Source organism: Paracoccus saliphilus, from assembly GCF_028553805.1.
In the GTDB taxonomy this organism is placed as follows: Bacteria; Pseudomonadota; Alphaproteobacteria; order Rhodobacterales; family Rhodobacteraceae; genus Paracoccus; species Paracoccus saliphilus.
Genome location: NZ_CP067140.1, coordinates 2,982,255 through 3,003,608 on the forward strand (window position 1 = coordinate 2,982,255; position 21,354 = coordinate 3,003,608).

Sequence of the window (21,354 nt, forward strand, 5' to 3'; positions counted from 1 at the left end):
GTGGATGCGGTGATTTGCCCGCATCCCTCACCGTAAAGCAACGCCTTGAAGATGGTCTCATGCATCGACGGCAAGGTTGGACCTTCGTCAAGCGATGCTGGACAAAACATCACAATCCTGCGCTCAACTCTTCCTGCGCCAGTTCCAGCAGCGTCAGGACATGGGGCAGGAAACTGCGCCAGACATCCATGCGGAACTCTGCCGGGCCGTCGCGCCACAGCACGATAGTGGCGCTGTCGAACAAGGTGCGGACGGCGCGGCCCTCGGCCAGCGCCTCGACATCGCGCGGGCAGCCGGTGGCCAGCAAGTCCAGCACCTGAGGCCCCGAGATATGCAGGGTGATCTCGCGGTCGCTGATCTCGCAAAGGCTGTGCGGCGCATCGTCGTAGACAGTGGCCGCCGCCCCGGTGAGCGCCCCGGCATCGTCAGGCGTAGTCACGATCAGCCATTCATCGGGGCCGAGGCACAGCGCCTCTCGCGTGCCGGTCCGGGCCCGATCGCCGATCTTCACGGGCAGATCGACGCCAAGCGCCTCTGCCAGCACCATCCGCCGGGCAGGCCGAATCCGCAGCGAAAACCGTGCAACGAGGGCCAGTTCCTCTATCTGTACCGAAGCGGCGTTGAAATCATGCTTTTGAGTGGTCATCTGCGTGCCTCCTTACACCTTCAGCCGTTCGCCTTCGGGGTCATAGAACTGGGTCGAAGTGATCCGCGCCCGGCGGGTGCCGTCGGGCATCGGGATATGCACCGTCTCGCCCATCCGCTGATGTCCACCTTCGATCAAAGCCATGGCGATGGGGTGGCCCAGAGCTACGGAATCATAGGACGAGGTCACGTGGCCGACCATCTTCATCGGCAGGGATTGGGCCGGATCCAGCACGATCTGCGCGCCTTCCTCAAGCCGGCTGCCGTCCTCGGTCAACAGCCCGACCAGTTGCTTGCGGTTCGGCGCGACGATATCGGGGCGCGACAGGGACCGTTTGCCGACAAAATCGGGCTTCTTCTTGCCAATCGCCCAGTTGAGCCCGGCATCGTTCGGCGTCACCGTACCGTCGGTGTCCTGCCCGACGATGATATAGCCCTTCTCGGCACGCAGCACATGCATGGTTTCGGTTCCGTAGGGGCAGATATCATGGGCCCGACCGGCCTCCATCAGCGCCTCCCACAGCTTCAGGCCGTGACGCGCGGGGACGTTGATCTCGAAGCCCAGCTCACCGGTGAAGCTGAGCCGGAACAGCCGCGCGGGAAGTCCCGCCACCCGGCATTCGGCCACCGACATATGCGGAAATGCGGCGTCCGACATGTCCTGCCCCTCGACCAGCGGCTCAAGCAGCTTGCGGGCGTTGGGACCGTTCAGCGCGACAGTCGCCCATTGCTCGGTGGTCGAGGTCAGCCAGACCTCCAGATCGGGCCATTCGGTCTGGAGATAGTCCTCCATCATGTTCAGCACCCGCGCCGCGCCACCTGTGGTGGTGGTGACATGGAACAGGTCATCCGACAACCGCCCGATCACCCCGTCATCGCGGATGAAACCGTCCTCGCCCAGCAGCAGCCCATAGCGGCAGCGTCCCGGTGCGAGCTTCGTCCACGGGTTGGTATACATGCGGTTCATGAACTCGACCGCGTCCGGCCCCGCGACCTCGATCTTGCCGAGGGTCGAGGCGTCAAAAATCCCCACCGAGGCGCGCGTGGCACGGCATTCGCGGGCGACGGCTTGATGTATATCCTCTCCCGCTTGCGGGAAGTACCAGGCGCGGCGCCACAGTGAAACCGGCTCGAACACCGCACCACTGGCCTCTGCCCAGGAATCGATGGGCGTCTTGCGGGTCAGTTCGAAGGTGGCACCCTTGTGATAGCCCGCGAAGGCGCCGAAACTGGTCGGTGTATAGGGTGGGCGGAAGGTCGTCAGCCCGACCTCCGGCTGGCGCTTGCCAAGCGCGTCCGAGGCGATGTTCAGACCATTGATATTGGACATCTTGCCCTGGTCGGTCGCCATGCCGTTGGTGGTGTAACGCTTGACATGCTCGATCGAGCGCATGCCTTCGCGCACCGCCAGCCGCAGGTCCTTGGCAGTCACGTCGTTCTGGTAATCGACGAAAGCGCGGGCCCGGCCCGGACTGCGATCGCTCGGCAGCTCCGTGTGGCTGACACCTTGACCGATGCGGTCCCGCTCGACGCGGAGTTCCACCTCGCCCCCGGTCCTGCCCAGCAAGGCAGCGACCTCGCGCCCCTTTTCCGCGCCGTCCTTCAGCGCGGCACCGATCCCCCACAGCCCGCGTCCCGCACCGGCGATGACGCAATCCTCGGGCGTTTCCGAAGGCAGGAAGGTGGTGCGCTCGTCATCCCAGGCAAGCTTACCCTTGGTATGCGAGAAGAGATGCAGCGAAGGCGTCCAGCCGCCCGACATCAAGACCGCGTCGCAAGGCAGTTTCTGCCCCGCGCCAACCTTGCCGTTCCGGACCGGACTCACCCGGAGCGCAGTGACGCGCAGCCGCCCCGAGCTTGCCGTGGCGGTATGGCCAGACAGCACGCGGATGCCGCGGGCACGGGCCTCGTTCAACAGGTCCTCGCGCGGGGTGGCTCGGGTATCGACGATGGCGCCGATTTGCGCGCCCGCATCCTGCAGATCGAAGGCAGCATACCAGGCGCTGTCATGGCTGGTCAGCACCACCGGGTTGCGGCCCACAAGCACGCCATAGCGGTTCAGATAGGTCTGCGCCGATCCGGCCAGCATCACCCCCGGCCGGTCATTGCCGTCGAAGACCAGCGGCTTTTCCAGCGCCCCTTGCGCCAGCACCACCTGACGGGCGCGGACACGCCACATCCGTTCGCGCGGAGCGCCTTCGGGCAGATGGTCCAGGTGATCGGTCAGCTTCTGGCAAAGGCCGATCATGTTCTGATGGTAATAGCCGATCGCTGTGGTCCGGGTCATGATCCGCACACCCTGCGCCTGTAGCGCGGCGAGCTCATCGGCCAGCCAGTCCCATGCGGGCTTGCCCGCGATCTCGGCCTGCGGTTCGCTGAGCAACGCGCCGCCGGCCTCGGCATTCTCATCGACCACGACCACGCGCAGCCCGTCCACGGCAGCCGCCCGCGCGGCAGCCAGCCCGGCGGGACCGGCACCGACGATCAGCACGTCGCAATGCAGGTAGCGCGAGGCATAACGGTCGGGATCCGCCTCTGACGGGCTGACGCCCAGCCCTGCCGCGCTGCGGATGAATGGTTCGTAGACCTTGTCCCAGAAGCTGCGGGGCCACATGAAGGTCTTGTAGTAGAAGCCTGCCGAGAACAGCATGTAGGCGCGGTCATTCACCGCCCCGATGTCGAATTTGAGGCTGGGGAACTTGTTCTGGCTGTTGGCCTCCAGCCCCGGCCAAATCTCCTGCATGGTGGCGCGGGTATTGGGCTCGGACCGACCTGAATCCCGGCGTGTGCCGATCAGCGCATTGGGTTCCTCGGACCCCGCCGCGACCGGACCGCGCGGGCGATGATACTTGAACGAGCGGCCCATCAGGTGGACGCCATTGGCCAAGAGCGCCGAGGCAACCGTGTCGCCACGCAGCCCGGTATAACTGCGGCCATCAAAGGTGAATTCGACTTGCGCGGAATGATCGACGCGGCCATGTCCTGCGATACGGTAACGGCTCATTCGGCGGCCTCCTTCGCGGTCAGATCGGGGCGAGGCTCACCCGCCTTGTAGGTCATCAGGAATCGGTCGCTGACCGTGTCGCGCACCGCATTGAAGAACCGTGCGCAGCCATGGATGTGCCGCCAGCGTTCGTAATGCGGCCCGCGCGCATTGGTGCGGATGAACAGGTAGTCGCGCCACTCCTCGTCCGACAGCGCCGACGGATCGGCGGGGCGGTCGATATGCGCCTCTCCCGCATAGGCGAATTCGGCCTCGGGCAGGGTTTCCTCGCAATAGGGGCAATGGATCAGCAGCATGGGATGCTCCGTTAATGCGCGACAGCGGCGGCGGCGGCCTCGTCGATCAGCCGGCCGGTGGTGAAACGTTCAAGCGTGAAGGGGGCATTGATCCGGTGCGGCTCGTCCCGCGCCACGGTATGGGCCAGCATATGCGCGGCCCCCGGCGTGGCCTTGAAGCCGCCCGTACCCCAACCGCAATTGACATAAAGCCCCTTGACCGGCGTCTTGCCGAGGATCGCCGAACGGTCCGGCGTCACATCGACGATCCCGCCCCATTTGCGCAACATCCGCATCCGGGCGAAGATCGGGAAGACCTCGCAGATCGCGGCCACGGTATGCTCGATCAGCGGCAGGCCACCGCGCTGCGAATAGCTAGTATACTGATCGGTGCCCGAGCCGATCACCAGCTCGCCCTTGTCGGACTGGCTGATATAGGCATGGACGGTGTTCGACATCACCACGCAGGGAAAGACCGGCTTCACCGGCTCGCTGACAAGCGCTTGCAGCGGATAGCTTTCCAGCGGCATCCGCACACCGGCACTGTCCATCAGCACGCTGGTATGACCGGCGGCGGCGACGGCGACCTTTTTCGCCCGGATGAACCCCTTCGCGGTGTCCACGCCCTCGACCGCCCCGTCAGCGCCCCGGCGGATCGCGATGACCGGGCAGTTCTGGATGATATCCACCCCGCGCGCAGCCGCCGCCCGCGCATAGCCCCATGCCACCGCGTCATGCCTTGCCGTGCCCGCGCGCATCTGCAGGGCGGCACCCATGACCGGGTAGCGGGCATCCTTCGAGATGTTCAACGGCGGGCAGAAGGCCTTGGCCTCTTCCGGAGTCAGCCAGCGATTGTCGACTCCGTTCAGCCGGTTGGCATGGATGTGGCGTTGGAAGGACTGCACGTCATGGACATTATGCGCCAGCATCATCACGCCGCGCTTGGAATACATGACGTTGTAGTTCAATTCCTGGCTGAGATTGTCCCATAGGTCGAGCGCGTGATCGAACAGCCGTGCGCTTTCGTCATAAAGATAGTTCGAGCGGATGATCGTGGTGTTCCGCCCGGTATTGCCACCGCCCAGCCAGCCCTTGTCGATCACCGCGACATTGGTGATGCCGTGCTCTTTCGCCAGGTAATAGGCAGCCCCCAGCCCATGCCCGCCGGCGCCCACGATCACCACGTCATATTCTGCCTTTGGCTGGCTGTCAGGCCATTGCTCGTCCCAGCTCTTGTGCCCCGTCAGGGCGTTCTTCAGAAGGGAGAAGGCGTTAAATTGCGTCATCATGCATCTCGCCGGTTGTAGGGAGGACTGGACCGCAAACTACGAATCTGCAAAGCATGAAGGAGGGATAATCGCGCCAACTGAATTGTAGGTTCACGCCATGACCGTTACCGCCCCCCTTCCCCGCAAGCGTCTGCGCGTGGCGTTCCTGCTGGCCGACCAGTTCACCCTGTCGGCCTTTGCGAATTTCGTCGATGTGCTACGGCTGGCCGCGGACGAGGCCGACAAGTCGCGACCGATCCTGTGCGACTGGACGGTGCTGTCGGACAGCATGGACGCGATCCGCTCAAGCTGTGGGGTGCGCGTCCAGCCCGATACACGCCTGCGCCATGCCGGTGCCTTCGACTACCTGGTGGTGGTCGGCGGCCTGATCAGCGACCGCTCGGTGCTCAGCAATGAAATGCTGGGCTTCATCCGAGGTGCCGCAGAAAGCGGCATACCCGTGGTCGGCCTCTGCACCGGGGTCTTCATCCTTCAGCGCGCCGGGCTCCTGAAGGGATATCGATGCTGCGTCAGCTGGTTTCACCACCAGGATTTCCTCGACCGGTTCGATAGCGAGATGCCGGTCTCGGACCAGATTTTCGTCGTCGACCGTGACCGGCTGACCTGTTCGGGTGGACATGGCGCCGCCCATCTGGCGGCATTCCTGGTGCAACGGCATATCGGACAATCGGCCGCGATCAAGAGCCTCAACATCATGATGATCGAGGACGCGCTGAGCGGCGAACGCGCCCAGCCCGGCCAGCTTCTGGAGCGCAAGGCGAATGACGAACTGGTCAAACGCGCCGTGCTGCGGATGCAGCAGAATATCGAGATGCCGAAATCGATCCAGGAACTGGCGCGAGAACTGGGCGTGGCCCGCCGCACATTGGAACGGCGTTTCCTTGCGGATCTGAAGAAATCGCCGCTGAAGATCTACTTGGACTTGCGCATCGAGAGGGCGCTGCAGCGGTTGCGCCACTCCGACAGCCCGATCACCGAGATCGCCCTGGCCTGCGGTTTCTGCGACGCCCCGCATTTCGCCCGCATGCTCAAGGCCGAACGCGGCGTGACACCCGCCGAATATCGCAAGGCGCAGGCCAGCCATCACGAGGATCAGCCGGCCGTCGGGGTTCTGATCCCGCAGCAGGACGGCGCTGCGCTCACCGACAAGGAAGATACTCCCTTTGAAACCTGAATGTTATCCGTGATGCCTGCCAAAGGCACCTGCCGACCATAAACCTCGGCCGATATCTGATCTTCTCGGATGACAGGAGACCGCGTTAGTCGCTGGACGGGCAAACGCCCGATCCGGCATATCTCAACGCATACCTGCCCGTCACGGCGTGGCGGAGGCAACATTGGTCAATCTGTCGGCTCCATCGGGCTCGGGGCGCGATGGGAATGGCTCAAAGCAAGCTTCGCGCGTGTCATCGGAATGATCATCCCGGTCCGCTTCTTCGCCGGCCCCACCCATGGCGGCAATGCGGAGTCGCGCCGTGGTATCCGAATATGTGGCGAGCAGACGGAATGCACCGTTCCATGCCCACTGGGTTGGACGTCTACCCATCTGTGCCACCTTGCCACAGGTTAATCCCGTCCTCCAATTAGCTGCGCGTGTCGCGCACGATCCGGTTTATCCGACCCCCATTCCTCCATCGCTGCTCAAGGCGCTACCTGTCGCGAATGTCAGGTCAGGTGATGCCATTGCAACGATAAAGGCCGCGATCTCTTCGGGGCGGGCCATGCGCTTCATTCCGTGTACGTTGGATTCCGCCCATCGAGAGGAGCCCACCTGCCAAACGGCATCCGGCACATCCTCCATGCCAGCCACGCGCCTCACCAAGGCAGTGTCGGTGGTGCCCGGATTGATCGCGTTTATCCGGATGCCCTTGTCCGCATAGTCCAGCGCGGCCGAATGAACCATTCCAATGAGTCCGGCTTTCGACGCGACATAGGCGCTTTGAGCCGGGCCGGCGACATTGGCAGCCGAGGAAGCAACGACGAGTATCACGCCCCCGCCCGAGTTCAGCATTACCGGGATCGAATGTTTCAAGGTGAAAAAGCCGCCATGCAGGTTGGTGTCGATCACATCCTGCCATTCCGGGGTCGCATAGTCATGCAGCGGCTTCTGGATCGTGATCCCGGCATTTGCGATGACGATATCGAGCCCGCCCAATGCCTGACGCGCCTGATCGAGAAACCTGGCCACGTCCTCCTCGCGCCGCACATCCGCCTGAATGTATTTTGCCTGCCCGCCCGCAGAGGTAATGGATTCCTGAACCTCTGCGCCAAGCTCGGCCCGCCTTCCGCAGAAGGCGACCGTCGCGCCCTGAGCGGCAAAGAGTTCGACCGCGGCCCGGCCAATACCCGAGGTTCCGCCCGTGACAAGAACGGCCTTTCCGGCGAAACGATCATCCGCTTGCAGCGCGATCGGGGCAGGCGCGCGTGATCCGGCACCGACGGCCACACCGGCCACGGCACCGACCGCAAGGCCGCCAGCCGCCCCCAACATGGCCCGCCGCCCCGGATTGACGGGTTTGCGTGTATCGGTCATTCCACACCCCTTATATTGACAGTGAACATATGTTTTATCGCTCGCTTAATGTTCGCTGTCAATATAAAAGGCCGGAACCGCTGACCGAGAACGGAGGAACGCGCATGGCAACAGCAAAGAGGCGTCCCGGCGAAAAGCATGGCGATCTGAAGGTGGCGTTGCTGCTGGCCGCCGAAAAACAACTGGAGCGGGATGGCCCGGAAAAACTGTCCCTGCGCGCTGTCGCGCGGTTGGCCGGTGTTTCCCAGACAGCGCCCTATAACCATTTCTCAAACCGCGAAGGATTGCTTGCGGCGCTTGCTGCGCAGGGCTTCGAGCAACTCGCGGCAGGTCAGGCTGCTGCCGCACAAGCCAATGACGATCCTCGGATCGCCCTTGAACGGCTTGGATACGAATATATTCGCTTTGCTTGCGAACGCCCCAAGCTCTATCGCCTCATGTTCGGTGCCGGCATCGGCGGTGAAGGCTGGCACGACGATAATCTCGTCGCGGAACCGAAATCCAGGAGCTTTGCGCCGCTTGGCAAGGTCATCCACCGATTGTTGCCGGAACCGGTTTCCTCCGAGCAGGTCGAGAATGGGGCCATGGTTTGCTGGGCATTCGTACATGGCCTTTCGATGATGCTGATCGACGGGACGCTTGCTGACCGGGTTAAATCCGATAACGCGATCGCAGAGCTCTCGCGTCAATCGATAGCAGTCATCCTGGATGGTTTGACATGAGGTGCGGTTCCGCAAAGAGAGGACAAATTCGTCCCGTATCGCCGTGATGCGAGCAAATCAGAATACTGCGCCCTAGACGAATGACATGGTGTGATCGCGGCGGTCGCTCTCCCCGGGCGAACGAGGTCTGATAGGATCAGCCTCACCAATTAAAGCCGTGAGGAGAACGACCATGAGCAACTATGTTGGTCTCGACGTTTCGTTGAAAGAGGTCTCGGTCTGCGTTGTGGATGCGCAGGGATCGGTTGTGAAACGCGCGACCCTGCCGACGGACCCGGATGTCATCGCCGACCATCTTTCCCGGGAAGTTCCTGATGCGGAACGTGTCGTGCATGAAAGCGGGATACTCGCCACTTGGCTGACGCGTGAGCTTGAGAAGCGCGGTGTCCCGATCATCTGCATCGACGCTCGCATGGCGCACAAGGCTCTGTCTGCGCGCCTCAACAAGTCGGACAAGGCGGACGCGGAGGGTCTGGCGCAGCTGTCTCGGACCGGCTGGTTCACGAAAGTCCATGTTCGCAGCGAAGCCTCCGACCGAGTGCGGGCGCTGGTGGGGGCGCGAGAACGACTGATCCGCATGCGCAAGGATCTCGAAGCCCATATCCGCGGTGTCCTCAAAACCTTCGGCATCCGCATGGGAGCTGTTCCCAGTGCCCATCATCGCCAAGGATTCCGAGACCAGCTTGCCGAGGCTGGAGCCTGCGATCCGATGCTGGGGCTTGTGGCACAGACCATGATACCCATCCACAAGACACTTTGCGCCTCGGCGGAAGCCCTGGCCGATGAACTGATGCATGTTGCCAAGCAGAATACGTTGGCACGTCGCCTCATGACAGTGCCGGGCGTCGGCCCCCTCGTGGCGCTCAACTTCATCGCGACATTGGACGATGCGAGCAGGTTCCGTCGATCGAGCGATGTCGGCGCGTTTCTGGGATTGACGCCACGACGATACCAATCGGGCGAGATCGACAGATCAGGCCGTATCTCCAAATGCGGAGATGCCGAGATGCGACGTCTGCTTGTATCCGCTGCCGCGTCCTTGATGACACAGGTCAGACGGTTCTCACCTCTCAAGTCCTGGGCGATCCGGCTCAGCGCGCGCAAAGGCTTCAAGAAGGCCGCCGTCGCAACGGCACGCAAGATCGCCGTGATCCTCCATGCCATCTGGCGTGATGGAACCGAGTTCAACTGGAAAGGGGAGCCCGCAACCTGACAAACAGAATACCCGCCTGAGGACAGGGCGGGTTCGGCGTCCTCCGGGACGGTGGCAGATCGATCTCGCGTGAAGCGGTCGAGGTGACGCCAACCGCATCAACCTCGTGAATGACATTCCAGACGATCAGCCCCGGACGCCATCATGAAGCGGCACTGCCTGACTTCGGAGAGAACCAAGACCCCGGCGGACAACAGAACCATGCCCTTGACATCACCGCGATCAGAGAACCGGTTCGGAGACCCTCCTTTGCGGCGATGCTTCCGCGGCAAGTGACCGGTATAGGGCGTCCACGCCATTGAGCATATCCTAGCGCTCCCGCGCAGGCGATCTCTCCGTTCTGGCGCCCGATTGGGCATTCCGGTCGATAAGAATGTCTCGATAGGTTGCGAAATTTCGTAAGATGGCCGAAGAAGCCGGAGGATATAGCCAAACGGCGCGAAGCACGCATGGTTCTCGACACGAATGGCAAGGACAGGGGATAGTTCTGATGCAATTGACTGTATATCTGGCTGGCGAAATTCACACCGATTGGCGGGAAAACATCATCGCGGCCTGTGAAGGCCTGGCAATCGAATGGCACAGTCCCGTAACCGACCACGCCGCCTCGGATGATTGCGGAGTCGATATTTTCGGTGCCGAAGACAGCAAGTTCTGGCACGACCGCAAGGGCGCATCGCTGAATGCCGTGCGAACCCGTACCGCAATCGCGCGCAGCGACGTGATCGTGGTGTGTTTCGGCGAAAAATACAAGCAGTGGAACGCGGCGTTCGATGCTGGCTATGCGTCGGCTCTCGGCAAGCCGCTGATCGTGTTGCAGCCTCCCGAACATGATCATGCGTTGAAGGAAATCGATGCGGCGGCAAATGCCGTGGCGCGCAGCCCCTCCGAGGTTGCCCGCGCCCTGAAATATGTGGCTGCCGGAAAGCTCTGAAAAGGCGGGGGTCCGCAACCCGACGTCGCCAAGAATGATCAGGCCGGTGTTCTCCGCCTCGGGTCCTTGGGCTTCACGGCGCCGAAGGAAGGACGCCGTCGTAAAGTTCGCAAGAATTTTTTCGCGCGCGGATAGCGAGTTTGCGCGCCTTGCGCCCGGGCACCAGAAACCGTGCCGGAGCCGTGCTCTCATCTTCGCTCATATGCCGTAATTCGGGAAAAATCGCGAAGATCTCTTCGATCTGTTCCCGGGGAATCGATTTCAGGGCCATTTTTCCCGTATACATGGATTCGGTTTCAGCACCGTTCGATCGGACGATCTGGTGACGGTCGAATAATATGTGAAAATATTCAACGCCCTGCAAATCATCGGCCACGTCGATGCCGTCGATTTCCGTAAGATGCTTTGCCGCAATAAGAACCTCTGGCTCGCCGAACATGCGCATGGCTATTTTATTCCGAACCAAGACGCGATGCTGGGGAGAAACGATGAGATCACGAAATGGCGTATCGCCCCCCAGACTTTCCTTTTTTATCCGGATCGGACGCAGATTCGGCGCGGCATCCAAATCGGCCTCTGTGAAATGCCTGGTACCGATCCAGCGAACCGGTTGCATTCCACTATCACGGGTATGCACTAAATCGCCAATCGAAAGCGCTTCGATTGGGTGTTCACTGTCGCAGGTGGAAATCAGCGTTCCACGGGTGAAGCAGGTCGCGAAGGGCTGGTCATCGTACTCAGTTCCGTAAATATTTCCTATGGTCTCGAAACCTATATCCACGACTTCCAGGCTGGCTATCGGGCGCGACGCGATATCGAATTCATATCCGAATATATCCTCACTGTTATGATCATATGATAGCAGGAATGTATCGCCTGCCTGAGTTTGCAAGAAACGCGCCGTTCCAGATACGGGGTTCTCGGGATCGTCTGCGAATGTGACCGCTAGTTCGATAGCCGCGAATGAATCAATATATTGAGCTTCGCCACCGGACCATGTGATCGTAGCACTGTCATCGAAATATGAAATCTCCCAATCCTTGTTCGCATAGGGGCCGCCCGGCGTATAAGTACTGTCTTCATATACAAGATCACGAATTTCATCGATGTTGGAATCGATCGTCGCGGTTTCGGCCTGTTTCCAAAGGGTGTCGCCGAATTCCGCGCTGGAATCATAGCCGATAAAAGAATTGATATTCTCCAAGGGATTTGGGCGGGACGTAGAGGAATCCGTGTCCCAATCCTCGATACCGACATTTCCCAGGTAAATTACGTGAATATTGTATATGGTCATTTTCGACCCTTCCCGGTTACTCGTTACCCAACATTCTTTAAATGACTCACCGATCAACGGCATGATCGCCTAATATTTTCCGCCGATCAAGTATGTTGTACCCCAAACATTATCCGCGTTCACCGAAACGCTCGAATGTTGGCAGATTGGGCAGCGAATTCGCTTTACCCTCATCCTGCATACATGTTTTTCAGCTTGGCGGATACAACTGTCTTGCCATTTTAGTTCGACCTCAGTTGGAATCGAGGTCATGCAGATGGGAAAGGCGCTACAGTAAAATTTCGTGGTAAATGGATCTGTTGGCCTTTTCCTGATGGAAGCGAACACACCAAAACTTCGGAGAATGACCTTCTCCGGAGCTCGCTTTTCACCGTTTTCATCGACAATGCAGGCCTGAGTGTTTCCATGGACAGGTCCAACCCGGCATAGTGCTTCATGGCTGCTTCCTTCTTCAGAATCGGACAACCAGAAATGCGTGCCTCTGGCCAGGCCCGAAGAGAGCCAACCGGGCGGCCAGTCAAGCCGAAACCCGCTTGCAGTGCCGCTATTGGAATGGGGTTCCGTCACCCGCGCGAAAAGCCCCGCGCATCCGGCCCTGCCCAAGCTTGACGCCCGTCATGCCATGTTCCATGTTTGCGATCACGGATTGTCCGGGGATCATCGAAACGGTGAGCTTCATACCCGGACATCCTGTCTTGTCAGCCGGAGATCAGCGAAGGACATGGCATATTGACGGGTTTCGGAACTGGTGCCGGAAAGGCCTATACGAGGTTTCAGACCATCTACGAAACCCTGCGCGAGCGTATCTGCCTGCTGGATTTCGCCCCCGGGCATCGTCTGCGCGAAGATGATCTGGCCGAGGAGTTCCAGGTCTCGCGCACGCCGATGCGGCGGGTCATCGCAAGACTGGAAAGCGAAGGACTCGTGCAGTCGATCCAAAGCGTCGGGACATTCGTCACCGAGATCGATCTGGACACGCTGCGCCAGATCTATGAATTGCGGGCCGAACTGGCGATTCTCATGGGGCAGGATGTCGACCCGGCGATACGGGCCGAGGTGCATGACGAGATCGCCCGGATCCTGACCATAACCGAACGGCAAAACACCTGCATCGGCACAAGGGACTTCGCGCGACTGAACCGCGACGCCTTTCAGGCGCTTTTGCGGCTGAACCGCAACGAGGTGATGAACAATATCGCCGAAGCGCTTTACAACCAGTCGGCCCGTGTCTGGATTCACTCGATCCCCGAGATCGGGCTGGCTCGCGAGGTGGAGCTGTTCCGGCAGGAGATCAGCGAGGTACAGCGGGCACTGGAACATGGCGATATCCGTTCCGTCAGCCTGGTGCGCGCCGCCCATATCCGGCAAAGCTGGCAACGTATCGTGGCGCTCAACCGCGAGGCTCATGGGCCCGGTGACTGAGCGGCTCGAAAGTTGGCTTGCGACAGGAACCTGATGAGACTGCATCTGAACACACCATCCCTCGAATCCCGCCCGTTATCGCTGAAGGCGGGGCGCGCCACTCGTTCGAGAGAACAGCCGACGACGGGGGTGACCCCCCCGGCATCGCCATTTGATCCCGATGCATTCTAAAGGATATTGTCCAACACCATTCCGAAGGTGACACGGCCGACCCGGACCAGGTCGGCGACGGGCACGAATTCATCCGGCTGGTGACAGCGGCGGAAATCCCCGGCGCCGTAATTGACGGTCGGGATACCGGCATCAGCGACGAAATTCCGCATGTCGCAGCCATAGGGCGGCCCCCAGATGCGAGCCTCCTGCCCGGTGATCTCGCGGATATTGCGCTGCAGCCCGGTCACGACGGAAGAGTCCAGCGGCGTCTCGGTCGCCTCGTTGAGATCGACAAAGGCAATATCGGCACCGATACTCGGCTCATCCGCAAGGAGCCCGTCCAGCATCTCCTGCAGGTCCTGCCGCACCTGGTCCACGCTTTCATGCGGCAACATGCGCCGGTCGATGATCATCTCGGCGTTGCGGGCGGTGCTGTTATGCGTCTCGCCCGCCCGCATTCGCGTGATCCGGCAACCGGGGCTGGCCAGCAGGTGGTGGCGCTGCTGCGAGACGCGCTGGTGATAGGCCTCAATCTTCCCGGCAAAACGCCACAGCACCCGCATCAAGTCGGGGGCGGCGGCATCGGTCAGACCACAATGACAGACCGGGCCGGTCAGCGTCACCCTGTGCCAGCAGGCACCCCGCGTGCCTGGGCCGATCTGCCCGTCGGTGGGCTCCATGACGATCGCACGGTCGCCGGTATAGCCAAGCTGCAACAGTGTTTTGGTGCCGGGCTCATCGGTTTCCTCGCCGATCACGAATTGCGTCATCAGCGTGCCACTCGTCTCGATATCGGCGTCTTTCAGCGCCTTCAGGATCGCCATCGCATTGGCCAGCGATCCCTTCATGTCACAACTACCCAACCCGTAAAGCCGCCCGTCCTCGATCACCGCCTCATGCGGTGGATGCCGCCACAGTGCCGGATCGGCGGGTACGGTGTCCATATGTCCGTTCAACATGAACACTGGGCCATTGCCGCGCCCTCGATGCCAGGCCACGACCTGTGGCCGGTCGGCAAAGGGTTTGTGGACCAGTTCGACCTCTACACCCCAATCGCGCAGCGTATCATGGATGAAACGGGCACAGGCGGCCTCGTCCCCCGGCGGGTTCTCGGACGGGATTTCGACCAGCCTTGATGTCAGCTCGACGATCAGGTCCTCGTCCAGCATATCGATAAGATCGGTTTTCGAAGTCATGCGATGTCCTCCTCGGGCATATGGTTGGCGAGATGCTCGAAGCCCGCGCGCGCGAATGAGCGTGGCACAAACAGCCATGCCACCGAGTCGGAGGGGCGGGCGGCAATAACCGGTATCTCGTCGAGCCCGGTTCGCAAAACTCCACCCACCTTCAGGGGCAGTGGCAGAACATGGCGCAGGGCGGCAGTGAGCCCATCGCCATGGATTTCGATCTCTGTCCAGTAATCGCCGATATCCACGGGTTTAGCACCATTGAATTCCGGCGGATCGTCGAGACAGGGATGGGTCTCGGGCCCAAGGACCAGCAGCCTGTGCCGGTCGGGGCGCAACAGGATCAGGCCTTCCGCATCGTGCATCCGGCCGATTTCGGGCAGGGATTTCAGCCCATGCGCCTCGAGGTGGCGCGCCACAGCCGCAAGGCGATCACCCGACAGAGGATATTGTCGCTTGGCGCGATGGGGCAAGGTCGAGACCCGGATGCCGTTCCGCTCGACCGGTATCGTAACGAGGGAGGGATGTCGTTTCATGGGGTACTCATGTCCTCAATCGGCTGCCTTCGGGATCGATGAAATGCGGGGAAACGCAGCGCAGGGTCATGTCGACCGAACGCAGGTGATCGACGGCGCGGACCTGTTCGGGAAGCTGACCGGTCTCAGCCCTGACGAAAGCCAGGGCGATATGGCGCTGCAGATGCGGGGAATAGGCGGCCGAGGAAATCCAGCCAAGGTCGTTCTCCACCAATGGCTCGGCATCTCCGGCAAAAAGATGCGCCCCGGCAGAAATGGGTTGTGCCGCATTCTCGGCGACCAGCCCGGTCAGGCGGCAGTGATCCAGCCCGTCCACGGCGGTTTTCCCGGCCAGAGACGCGCCGATATAATCCTTGTCGCGGGCCAGCATCCCGCCAAGCCCCAGCATCTCTGCCGATGTCTGCCCGATCAGCTCGCCGCCCGAAGGATGCCCCTTCTCGATCCGCATCACGTCCAGCGCCTCGGTTCCGTAAGCACCGCCGCCATGCTTTTCGCATTGTTCCAGCAGGATCTTCCACAGCGCCGACCCGTATCCGGCAGGCACGGCGATCTCATAGGCCAACTCGCCCGAGAAGGAGATGCGGAACAGCCGTGCCGCGGTTCCGTCCCGCAGGGTCAGCCCGGCGCAGGCCATGAAGGGAAAGGCGTCATTGTCGATTTGACAGCCCGGCTCGACGACCTGGCGAATGACCTCACGCGATTGCGGTCCGGCGACCGAGAACTGCGCCCATTGATCGGTGACCGGGGTCAGTACCACATCCCATTCGGGATGCAGGCATTGATGGCAGAATTCCAGGTGGCGATAGACGGCCCCAGCATTGGCCGTCGTGGTCGTGACTAGGAAATGTGTCGGCCCAAGCCGGGCGCAGGTGCCGTCATCCATGACCATCCCGTCCTCGCGCAGCATCAGCCCGTAGCGGGTCTTGCCAATGGCCAGCTTGCCGAACTTGTTGGCATAGACGAAATCGATCAGCGCATGGGCATCCCGCCCCTGGATGTCGATTTTGCCAAGCGTGCTGACATCGCAGATTCCCACGGCCCTGCGGACCATCAGCACCTCGCGATCGACACTGTCGCGCCATCCGGCCTCGCCCGGCAATGCAAACCATTCGGGGCGTAGCCATAGCCCGCTCTCGACGAACGAGGCCCCGCTCCGTACCGCCTCGTCATGGCTGGGAATGCGGCGAACGGGCCGGAAATCCATGCCGCGATGCGTTCCGCCCAGAAGCCCGATGGGAACCGGCACAGCCGGGGGACGGCTGCGGGTGCTGGCAGGTCCTGCGTCACCATCGCGCCCGATCAGCGCGTCGAGGCCGCCCAGCCCCCCGGATTTGCCTTGGTCGGGGGCCATGCCAAAGGTGGTGTAGCGCTTCAGATGTTCGGGATGGTCGAAGCCCTCGACCCTGGCTTGCGTCAGGTCCTTGTCAGTGACATCGTTCTGTAGATCGACGAAGGCGCGCCCCTTGCCGGGGAAATGGCGCGGTCCCGGTCCAATGCCGCATTCGGGGATATGCACGGCCCGGATCCCAGGCTGCTTCAGCACCATGTACCTGACCAGCTGCTCGGCATGCGGGATCGCGGCCTTGCCGTTCCGGATGCCCGCCGCCCCTCCGACCAGGCCCAGATAGTCGTCCTGTCCGCCACGATGCGAGGCAAGCCGCGCATTCGGCACCCATCCCCCCGAGACGGCCAGCGCATCGCAATCCAGCCTGGTCCCGTCGCCAAGCGTGATCTGCGAGATTCCAAGCCGCCCCCGGGTTCCGGCAACGTAATGCCCGGTCCGCGCAATGCCCCGCAACGCCTCCGGCGGAGAGATGCTCTGCCTCGGATCGATGACCGCGACCAGGTTGACGCCGCGCTGTTGAAGGGACAGGGCGACCGACCAGCCGCTGTCATTATTGGTGAAGACGGCAACATGCCTGCCGATGGCGACATCATGGCGCAGAGCGTAGCGCTCGGCAGCGCTGGCCAGCATGATGCCCGGACGGTCATTGCCGGGAAAGACCAGCGATTGCTCATAGGCGCCTGTCGCCAGGATCGCGTGAAGGGGATGGATATGCCAGAGCGTTTCACGATGGCGATCAGGAACGGAGGCCGGATCTCCCCATGTCCGGGCGGCGAAGACCGGGCCGTCATAATGGCCGAAAACACATGTGCGCCGCATGATCGTGACATTCGGTAGAGCCTCCAGCCCGGCGGCGGCCGGGCCGAGGGTGAAGTCCTGCTCGGCGATAACGACCTCCAGACCAGCCTCGGCGGCGATCCGGGCAGCGGCCGCCCCGGCCTCGCCCGCGCCGACCACCAGCAGATCGCAATCGCGCCAGGCCGTACGGTAACGATGGCCGTCCGCCGCGCCCGACAGCGAACCCAGCCCCGCCGCCCGCCGGATCACCGGCTCATAGACCCGTTCCCAGAAGGCGCGTGGCCACATGAAGGTCTTGTAATAGAACCCCGCCCCGAGCAGCGGCGAAAGGGTGTCGTTGATCGCCAGCAGATCAAAGCGCAGCGAGCCCAAGCGGTTCTGCGAACCCGTCACCATGCCGTCATGCAGTTCCAGCGTCGCGGCATTGGTATTGGGCGTCCGGAATTCCCCTTCGCCGATGGTCACCAGCGCGTTCGGTTCGCTTTCACCCGCGGTAAAGATGCCGCGCGGGCGGTGATACTTGAAGGACCGACCGACCAGGAGCCGGCCATTGGCCAGCAGGGCCGAGGCCAGCGTGTCTCCCCTGCGCCCCTTCAGGATTCTCCCGTCGAAGCTGAAGGACAGATCGCCCGTTTCGCCGCCAAGCCGATATGCGCTCATCACGCCCTCCTCCCGGCTGGTCGCGCATCCGCATATTCGACCGCGAGGATCTCATGCGTGCATGTGTCGCGGGTGACGATCAGCCATGACTGATCGCCATATTCATGGAACCACAGCTCGCGATGCGCCCCCGCCGGGTTGTCGCGCAAATAGAGATAATCGCAGAAATTCCCGTGATCCGCCGAGGTCTGTGGCCGCTCGCACAGGCAGGCATCCCCCAGATAGGTGAATTCCTCGATATCACGCAGACCGAGATCGGGATGGGGAATGCGCATTTCAAATCTCCCGGATGATGACGGGTTCAGGCTTGGGCATGACGCGCCCTTTCTTCTTCATGCAAGTATCCCGGGGGTCCGGGGGCAGCGCCCCCGGCCATCGCGGGACGCGGATCATCACGATTTCCATGTCATCACCACGGGCTCTAATGCAGGTTCGGCCAGGGCCCCGCCCCGGCCTCGTCGATCAAGTGGCCGCGATGGAAGCGGTCCAGCCGGAAGGCGGCGATCTCGGGTCGGGGCTCGCCACTGACGATCAGCCGGGCAAAACAATCCCCGGCGCCGGGGATCGACTTGAACCCGCCATAGCACCAGCCGCCATTGAGAAACATGCCCTCGACCGGCAACCGGTCGATGATCGGAGAGCCGTCCATGGTCATGTCCATGATCCCGCCCCATGAGCGCAGCAGCCGCGCCCGACCGATGGCCGGCATCAGCGCCATCGCGCCCGCGCAGACATGCCGGACCATGGGCAGGTTGCCGCGCTGCGCATAGGAATTATAGCCATCCAGATCGCCGCCAAAGACCAGCCCGCCCTTGTCCGACTGGCTGATATAGAAATGCCCGGCCCCAAAGCCGATCACGTCGTCGATGAAGGGTTTCAGCCCCTCGCTGACGAAGGCCTGCAGAACATGGCTCTCGATAGGCAGGCGCAGCCCAGCCATGGCGGCGAGACGGCCGGACGATCCGGCGACGCAGATCGCCGTCTTGTCCGCCGCGATCCGGCCCCGCGTCGTCTGCACGGCGCGGCAGCGGCCTGCCTCGATCTCGAACCCCGTGACCTCGCAATTCTCGACGATATCGACCCCAAGCTCCGAGGCCGCGCGGGCATAGGCCCAGACCACGGCGTCATGGCGCACGGTGCCGCCGCGCCCATGCCAGAGCCCGCCCTTGATCGGGAAGCGGGCATTGTCGAAATCGAGAAACTTATAGCGGTCCCTCAATGCCGCGGCATCCAGAAGCTCGGCATCCCCGCCCGACAGGCGGATCGTATTGCCGCGCCGGATATGGGCATCGCGCTGGCCGTCGCTATGCCACAGGTTCAGTACGCCGCGTTGCGAAACCATGGCGTTGTAGTTCAGATCCTGCTCGAAGCTTTCCCATTTGCGCAACGAATATTCGTAGAAGCGCTGGTTCGAGGGCAGCAGGTAATTGGCGCGGATGACGGTGGTGTTGCGCCCGGTATTGCCCAGCCCGATCGGACCCTTTTCCAGTACCGCGATCCGCAGCCCGCGATTTTGGCTGGCCAGGTGCCATGCCGTGGACAAGCCGTGGCCGCCACCGCCGATGATGACGACATCGTAATGCGCCGCCGGATCGGCCTTGCGCCAATGCGGGGTCCAGCCGCGATTGCCGCGCAGCGCCTCGGCAAAAATTCTGAAAGCGGAGAATCCAGTCATCGAAACTATGAACCCTAAAGGAAAAACGCCCCGCCCGAAGGCGGGGCAAGTCGGGGAGGGAACAATCGCCCTAGCCGGGGGCGACCGCTTTACGCGTATGGGTTTCCCATGCGCGATCCTGGTCGATCATCTTCTTGGCTGCCCAGACCGAACCAAGCTGGACGAAGATGATTGGTAATCCGAGCAGGCCGGAGGTGACCTCCAACGGCACGAGGCCGCCAACCTTCATCAGCACCAGCGCAAAGACCGAGATGACCACCGACCAGAACAGCCGGATCTTCGCGGCCGGATCGTATTTGTGCATGTCGTTGTCATCGGTATAGGCCGAGACGGTGAAGGTGGTGGAATCCAGCGTCGTCGCAAAGAAGGTCATCGTCAGCATGGTAAAGACGAGTGCGACGATCAGCCCGAAGGGTATGTTGGCGATGATCTCGGCGATCGCTGCCATCTGCCCGCTTTCGGAAACAATCGTGAACACATCCAGCGAACCGTTATCCTGCAACCCCGCGCCAAGCCCGCCAAGGATGCCCGTCGCCACCCATGCCAGGACCAGCGGCGCCAGCAGATAGGCCAGCAGCAATTCGCGGATCGTCCGACCTTCGGATATCTTGGCCGCGAAGATGCTGTGCAAGAGCGACCATGTCGCGCCATAGGCCCACCAGAAGATCGTGTAGCGGGCGATGTCGTAAGTGCCACTGCCTTCCTCGGGCCATGTACCTATATTGAGGACATAGCTGGGCATGTCGCGGAAAAGCGAAGCCAGGGAATCGAAGAAGAAGGACAGGATAAAACCCGTCGGCCCCGCAACGACGATGAAAATCCCCAGCAATGCCGCAAGATACATGTTCAGCGTCGAGAGATTCTTGATGCCCTTTTCCAGCCCCAACAGCACCGATGCGGTGAAAAGCGCGATCCAGACCAGCGTGACCGCGAAGGTCAGCCCAAATGTCGCCTCCCACCCGGTGATATGCGACACGATGGCGGTCACGATGGGGGTGCCGAGGCCAAGGAAGGTTGCCGCACCGGCAATGATCGCCACCATGAACAGGATATCGATTACGATGCCGCCTGCGCCATCGGTGAAACGATCGCCGAGAAGCGGGCGATAGACCTCGGACATGCGCAGGACCGGCACCTTGCGGACATAGAGCAGATAACCGATGGCCGGCGCGCCGACCGAGAAGATGGCAAAGGTCTGGAAGCTCCACAAATACATCGCATAGCCGTTACCGGTCGCCATGGCGGCCAGAGATTGCGGCTCCAGTCCGAAGGGCGGCGCCGCGGCGATGGGCGCCCACATGACAGTGCCGGTGCGCATGATCGTCGAGCCGATACCCATGGCGATGATGATCGACAGGTATTCGAACCAGCTGAAACGTGGCTTCTGCCCCGGATCCCCCAGCACCACGCTGCCGTATCTGGTCAAGATGAAGAACAGGCTCGCTGCAACCATCAGGATGGAATACACAATGTAGAGACTGCCGATACTGTTGACGATGGTTGCAAAGATCGCGTTCAGCGCATCCGTGGATTCCTCTTGCCAGATGACCAGCGGTATGCACAGCGCGACCAGGATCGCCACCGACGGTATGGTGATCCTGTAATTGAGGGACACCGACTCCCTCTCTCCCGAAAAATCCGTCATTTCCTTCTCCTCCTCCGTGTTTCT

The 21,354-nt window shown here is 61.8% G+C and carries 18 protein-coding genes; 5 read left to right on the forward strand and 13 right to left on the reverse strand.

Annotated elements, in window-relative coordinates; all coding sequences use genetic code 11:
- Nucleotides 1-109 precede the first annotated feature (109 nt).
- The 4 genes from JHX88_RS14410 to JHX88_RS14425 are packed head-to-tail and all read right to left on the reverse strand — an operon-like array spanning nucleotide 110 to nucleotide 5,210.
- Nucleotides 110-646, reverse strand: a complete 537-nt coding sequence (locus tag JHX88_RS14410) for a sarcosine oxidase subunit gamma (protein ID WP_076528881.1) — start codon at nucleotides 644-646, stop codon at nucleotides 110-112.
- Nucleotides 647-658: 12 nt separating this feature from the next.
- Nucleotides 659-3,649 carry a sarcosine oxidase subunit alpha gene (locus JHX88_RS14415; RefSeq protein ID WP_076528880.1) on the reverse strand — a complete coding sequence of 997 codons (2,991 nt, stop codon included), beginning with the start codon at nucleotides 3,647-3,649 and terminating at the stop codon, nucleotides 659-661.
- Nucleotides 3,646-3,945 (reverse strand): sarcosine oxidase subunit delta, encoded by a 300-nt coding sequence (locus JHX88_RS14420; RefSeq protein ID WP_076528878.1) that lies wholly within the window; start codon nucleotides 3,943-3,945, stop codon nucleotides 3,646-3,648. The genes JHX88_RS14415 and JHX88_RS14420 overlap by 4 nt, the downstream gene beginning before the upstream one ends.
- Nucleotides 3,946-3,956: 11 nt before the next feature.
- Nucleotides 3,957-5,210, reverse strand: a complete 1,254-nt coding sequence (locus tag JHX88_RS14425) for a sarcosine oxidase subunit beta family protein (RefSeq protein WP_076528876.1) — start codon at nucleotides 5,208-5,210, stop codon at nucleotides 3,957-3,959.
- Between the two features lie 100 nt (nucleotides 5,211-5,310).
- On the opposite strand from JHX88_RS14425, the gene JHX88_RS14430 reads away from it, so the two are divergent.
- On the forward strand, nucleotides 5,311-6,387 hold the full coding sequence (locus tag JHX88_RS14430; protein ID WP_076528874.1) for a GlxA family transcriptional regulator: 1,077 nt from the start codon (nucleotides 5,311-5,313) through the stop codon (nucleotides 6,385-6,387).
- A 438-nt stretch (nucleotides 6,388-6,825) separates the two neighbouring features.
- Here the strand turns inward: JHX88_RS14430 and JHX88_RS14435 are convergent, their stop codons facing one another.
- Nucleotides 6,826-7,746, reverse strand: coding sequence for an SDR family NAD(P)-dependent oxidoreductase (locus JHX88_RS14435; RefSeq protein ID WP_076528872.1), 921 nt, complete (start codon nucleotides 7,744-7,746; stop codon nucleotides 6,826-6,828).
- Between the two features lie 104 nt (nucleotides 7,747-7,850).
- On the opposite strand from JHX88_RS14435, the gene JHX88_RS14440 reads away from it, so the two are divergent.
- From JHX88_RS14440 to JHX88_RS14450, 3 genes are all read left to right on the forward strand, one after another.
- Nucleotides 7,851-8,468, forward strand: coding sequence for a TetR/AcrR family transcriptional regulator (locus JHX88_RS14440; RefSeq protein WP_076528869.1), 618 nt, complete (start codon nucleotides 7,851-7,853; stop codon nucleotides 8,466-8,468).
- Nucleotides 8,469-8,640: 172 nt separating this feature from the next.
- Nucleotides 8,641-9,681 (forward strand): IS110 family RNA-guided transposase, encoded by a 1,041-nt coding sequence (locus JHX88_RS14445; protein WP_146364680.1) that lies wholly within the window; start codon nucleotides 8,641-8,643, stop codon nucleotides 9,679-9,681.
- A gap of 490 nt (nucleotides 9,682-10,171) precedes the next feature.
- Entirely contained in the window at nucleotides 10,172-10,615 is a 444-nt protein-coding gene (locus tag JHX88_RS14450) for a YtoQ family protein (RefSeq protein WP_076526328.1), read from the forward strand.
- Nucleotides 10,616-10,688: 73 nt separating this feature from the next.
- On the opposite strand, the gene JHX88_RS14455 is transcribed toward JHX88_RS14450, so the two are convergent.
- Together JHX88_RS14455 and JHX88_RS14460 are read right to left on the reverse strand one after the other, a co-directional pair.
- Nucleotides 10,689-11,909 carry a Hint domain-containing protein gene (locus JHX88_RS14455; protein ID WP_084203153.1) on the reverse strand — a complete coding sequence of 407 codons (1,221 nt, stop codon included), beginning with the start codon at nucleotides 11,907-11,909 and terminating at the stop codon, nucleotides 10,689-10,691.
- Between the two features lie 544 nt (nucleotides 11,910-12,453).
- A complete protein-coding gene (locus JHX88_RS14460) occupies nucleotides 12,454-12,588 on the reverse strand; it encodes a hypothetical protein (protein WP_272848040.1) in 135 nt (44 codons plus the stop codon).
- 50 nt (nucleotides 12,589-12,638) lie between these two features.
- On the opposite strand from JHX88_RS14460, the gene JHX88_RS14465 reads away from it, so the two are divergent.
- Nucleotides 12,639-13,331 (forward strand): GntR family transcriptional regulator, encoded by a 693-nt coding sequence (locus JHX88_RS14465; RefSeq protein ID WP_076526330.1) that lies wholly within the window; start codon nucleotides 12,639-12,641, stop codon nucleotides 13,329-13,331.
- 167 nt (nucleotides 13,332-13,498) lie between these two features.
- Here the strand turns inward: JHX88_RS14465 and JHX88_RS14470 are convergent, their stop codons facing one another.
- The 6 genes from JHX88_RS14470 to JHX88_RS14495 form a co-directional block, all read right to left on the reverse strand.
- Nucleotides 13,499-14,680 carry a M20 family metallopeptidase gene (locus JHX88_RS14470; RefSeq protein ID WP_076526331.1) on the reverse strand — a complete coding sequence of 394 codons (1,182 nt, stop codon included), beginning with the start codon at nucleotides 14,678-14,680 and terminating at the stop codon, nucleotides 13,499-13,501.
- On the reverse strand, nucleotides 14,677-15,207 hold the full coding sequence (locus JHX88_RS14475; RefSeq protein ID WP_076526333.1) for a hypothetical protein: 531 nt from the start codon (nucleotides 15,205-15,207) through the stop codon (nucleotides 14,677-14,679). Before JHX88_RS14475 ends, JHX88_RS14470 begins: the two co-directional genes overlap by 4 nt.
- Before the next feature lie 7 nt (nucleotides 15,208-15,214).
- Entirely contained in the window at nucleotides 15,215-18,010 is a 2,796-nt protein-coding gene (locus tag JHX88_RS14480; RefSeq protein ID WP_076526334.1) for a 2Fe-2S iron-sulfur cluster-binding protein, read from the reverse strand.
- The gene (locus tag JHX88_RS14485; protein WP_076526336.1) at nucleotides 18,010-18,285 is read right to left on the reverse strand and encodes a sarcosine oxidase subunit delta; all 276 of its coding nucleotides are present in this window, start codon (nucleotides 18,283-18,285) and stop codon (nucleotides 18,010-18,012) included. The genes JHX88_RS14480 and JHX88_RS14485 overlap by 1 nt, the downstream gene beginning before the upstream one ends.
- Nucleotides 18,286-18,431: 146 nt before the next feature.
- The gene (locus JHX88_RS14490; protein WP_076526338.1) at nucleotides 18,432-19,685 is read right to left on the reverse strand and encodes a sarcosine oxidase subunit beta family protein; all 1,254 of its coding nucleotides are present in this window, start codon (nucleotides 19,683-19,685) and stop codon (nucleotides 18,432-18,434) included.
- A 70-nt stretch (nucleotides 19,686-19,755) separates the two neighbouring features.
- On the reverse strand, nucleotides 19,756-21,330 hold the full coding sequence (locus JHX88_RS14495) for a BCCT family transporter (protein ID WP_076526340.1): 1,575 nt from the start codon (nucleotides 21,328-21,330) through the stop codon (nucleotides 19,756-19,758).
- Nucleotides 21,331-21,354: the final 24 nt, after the last annotated feature.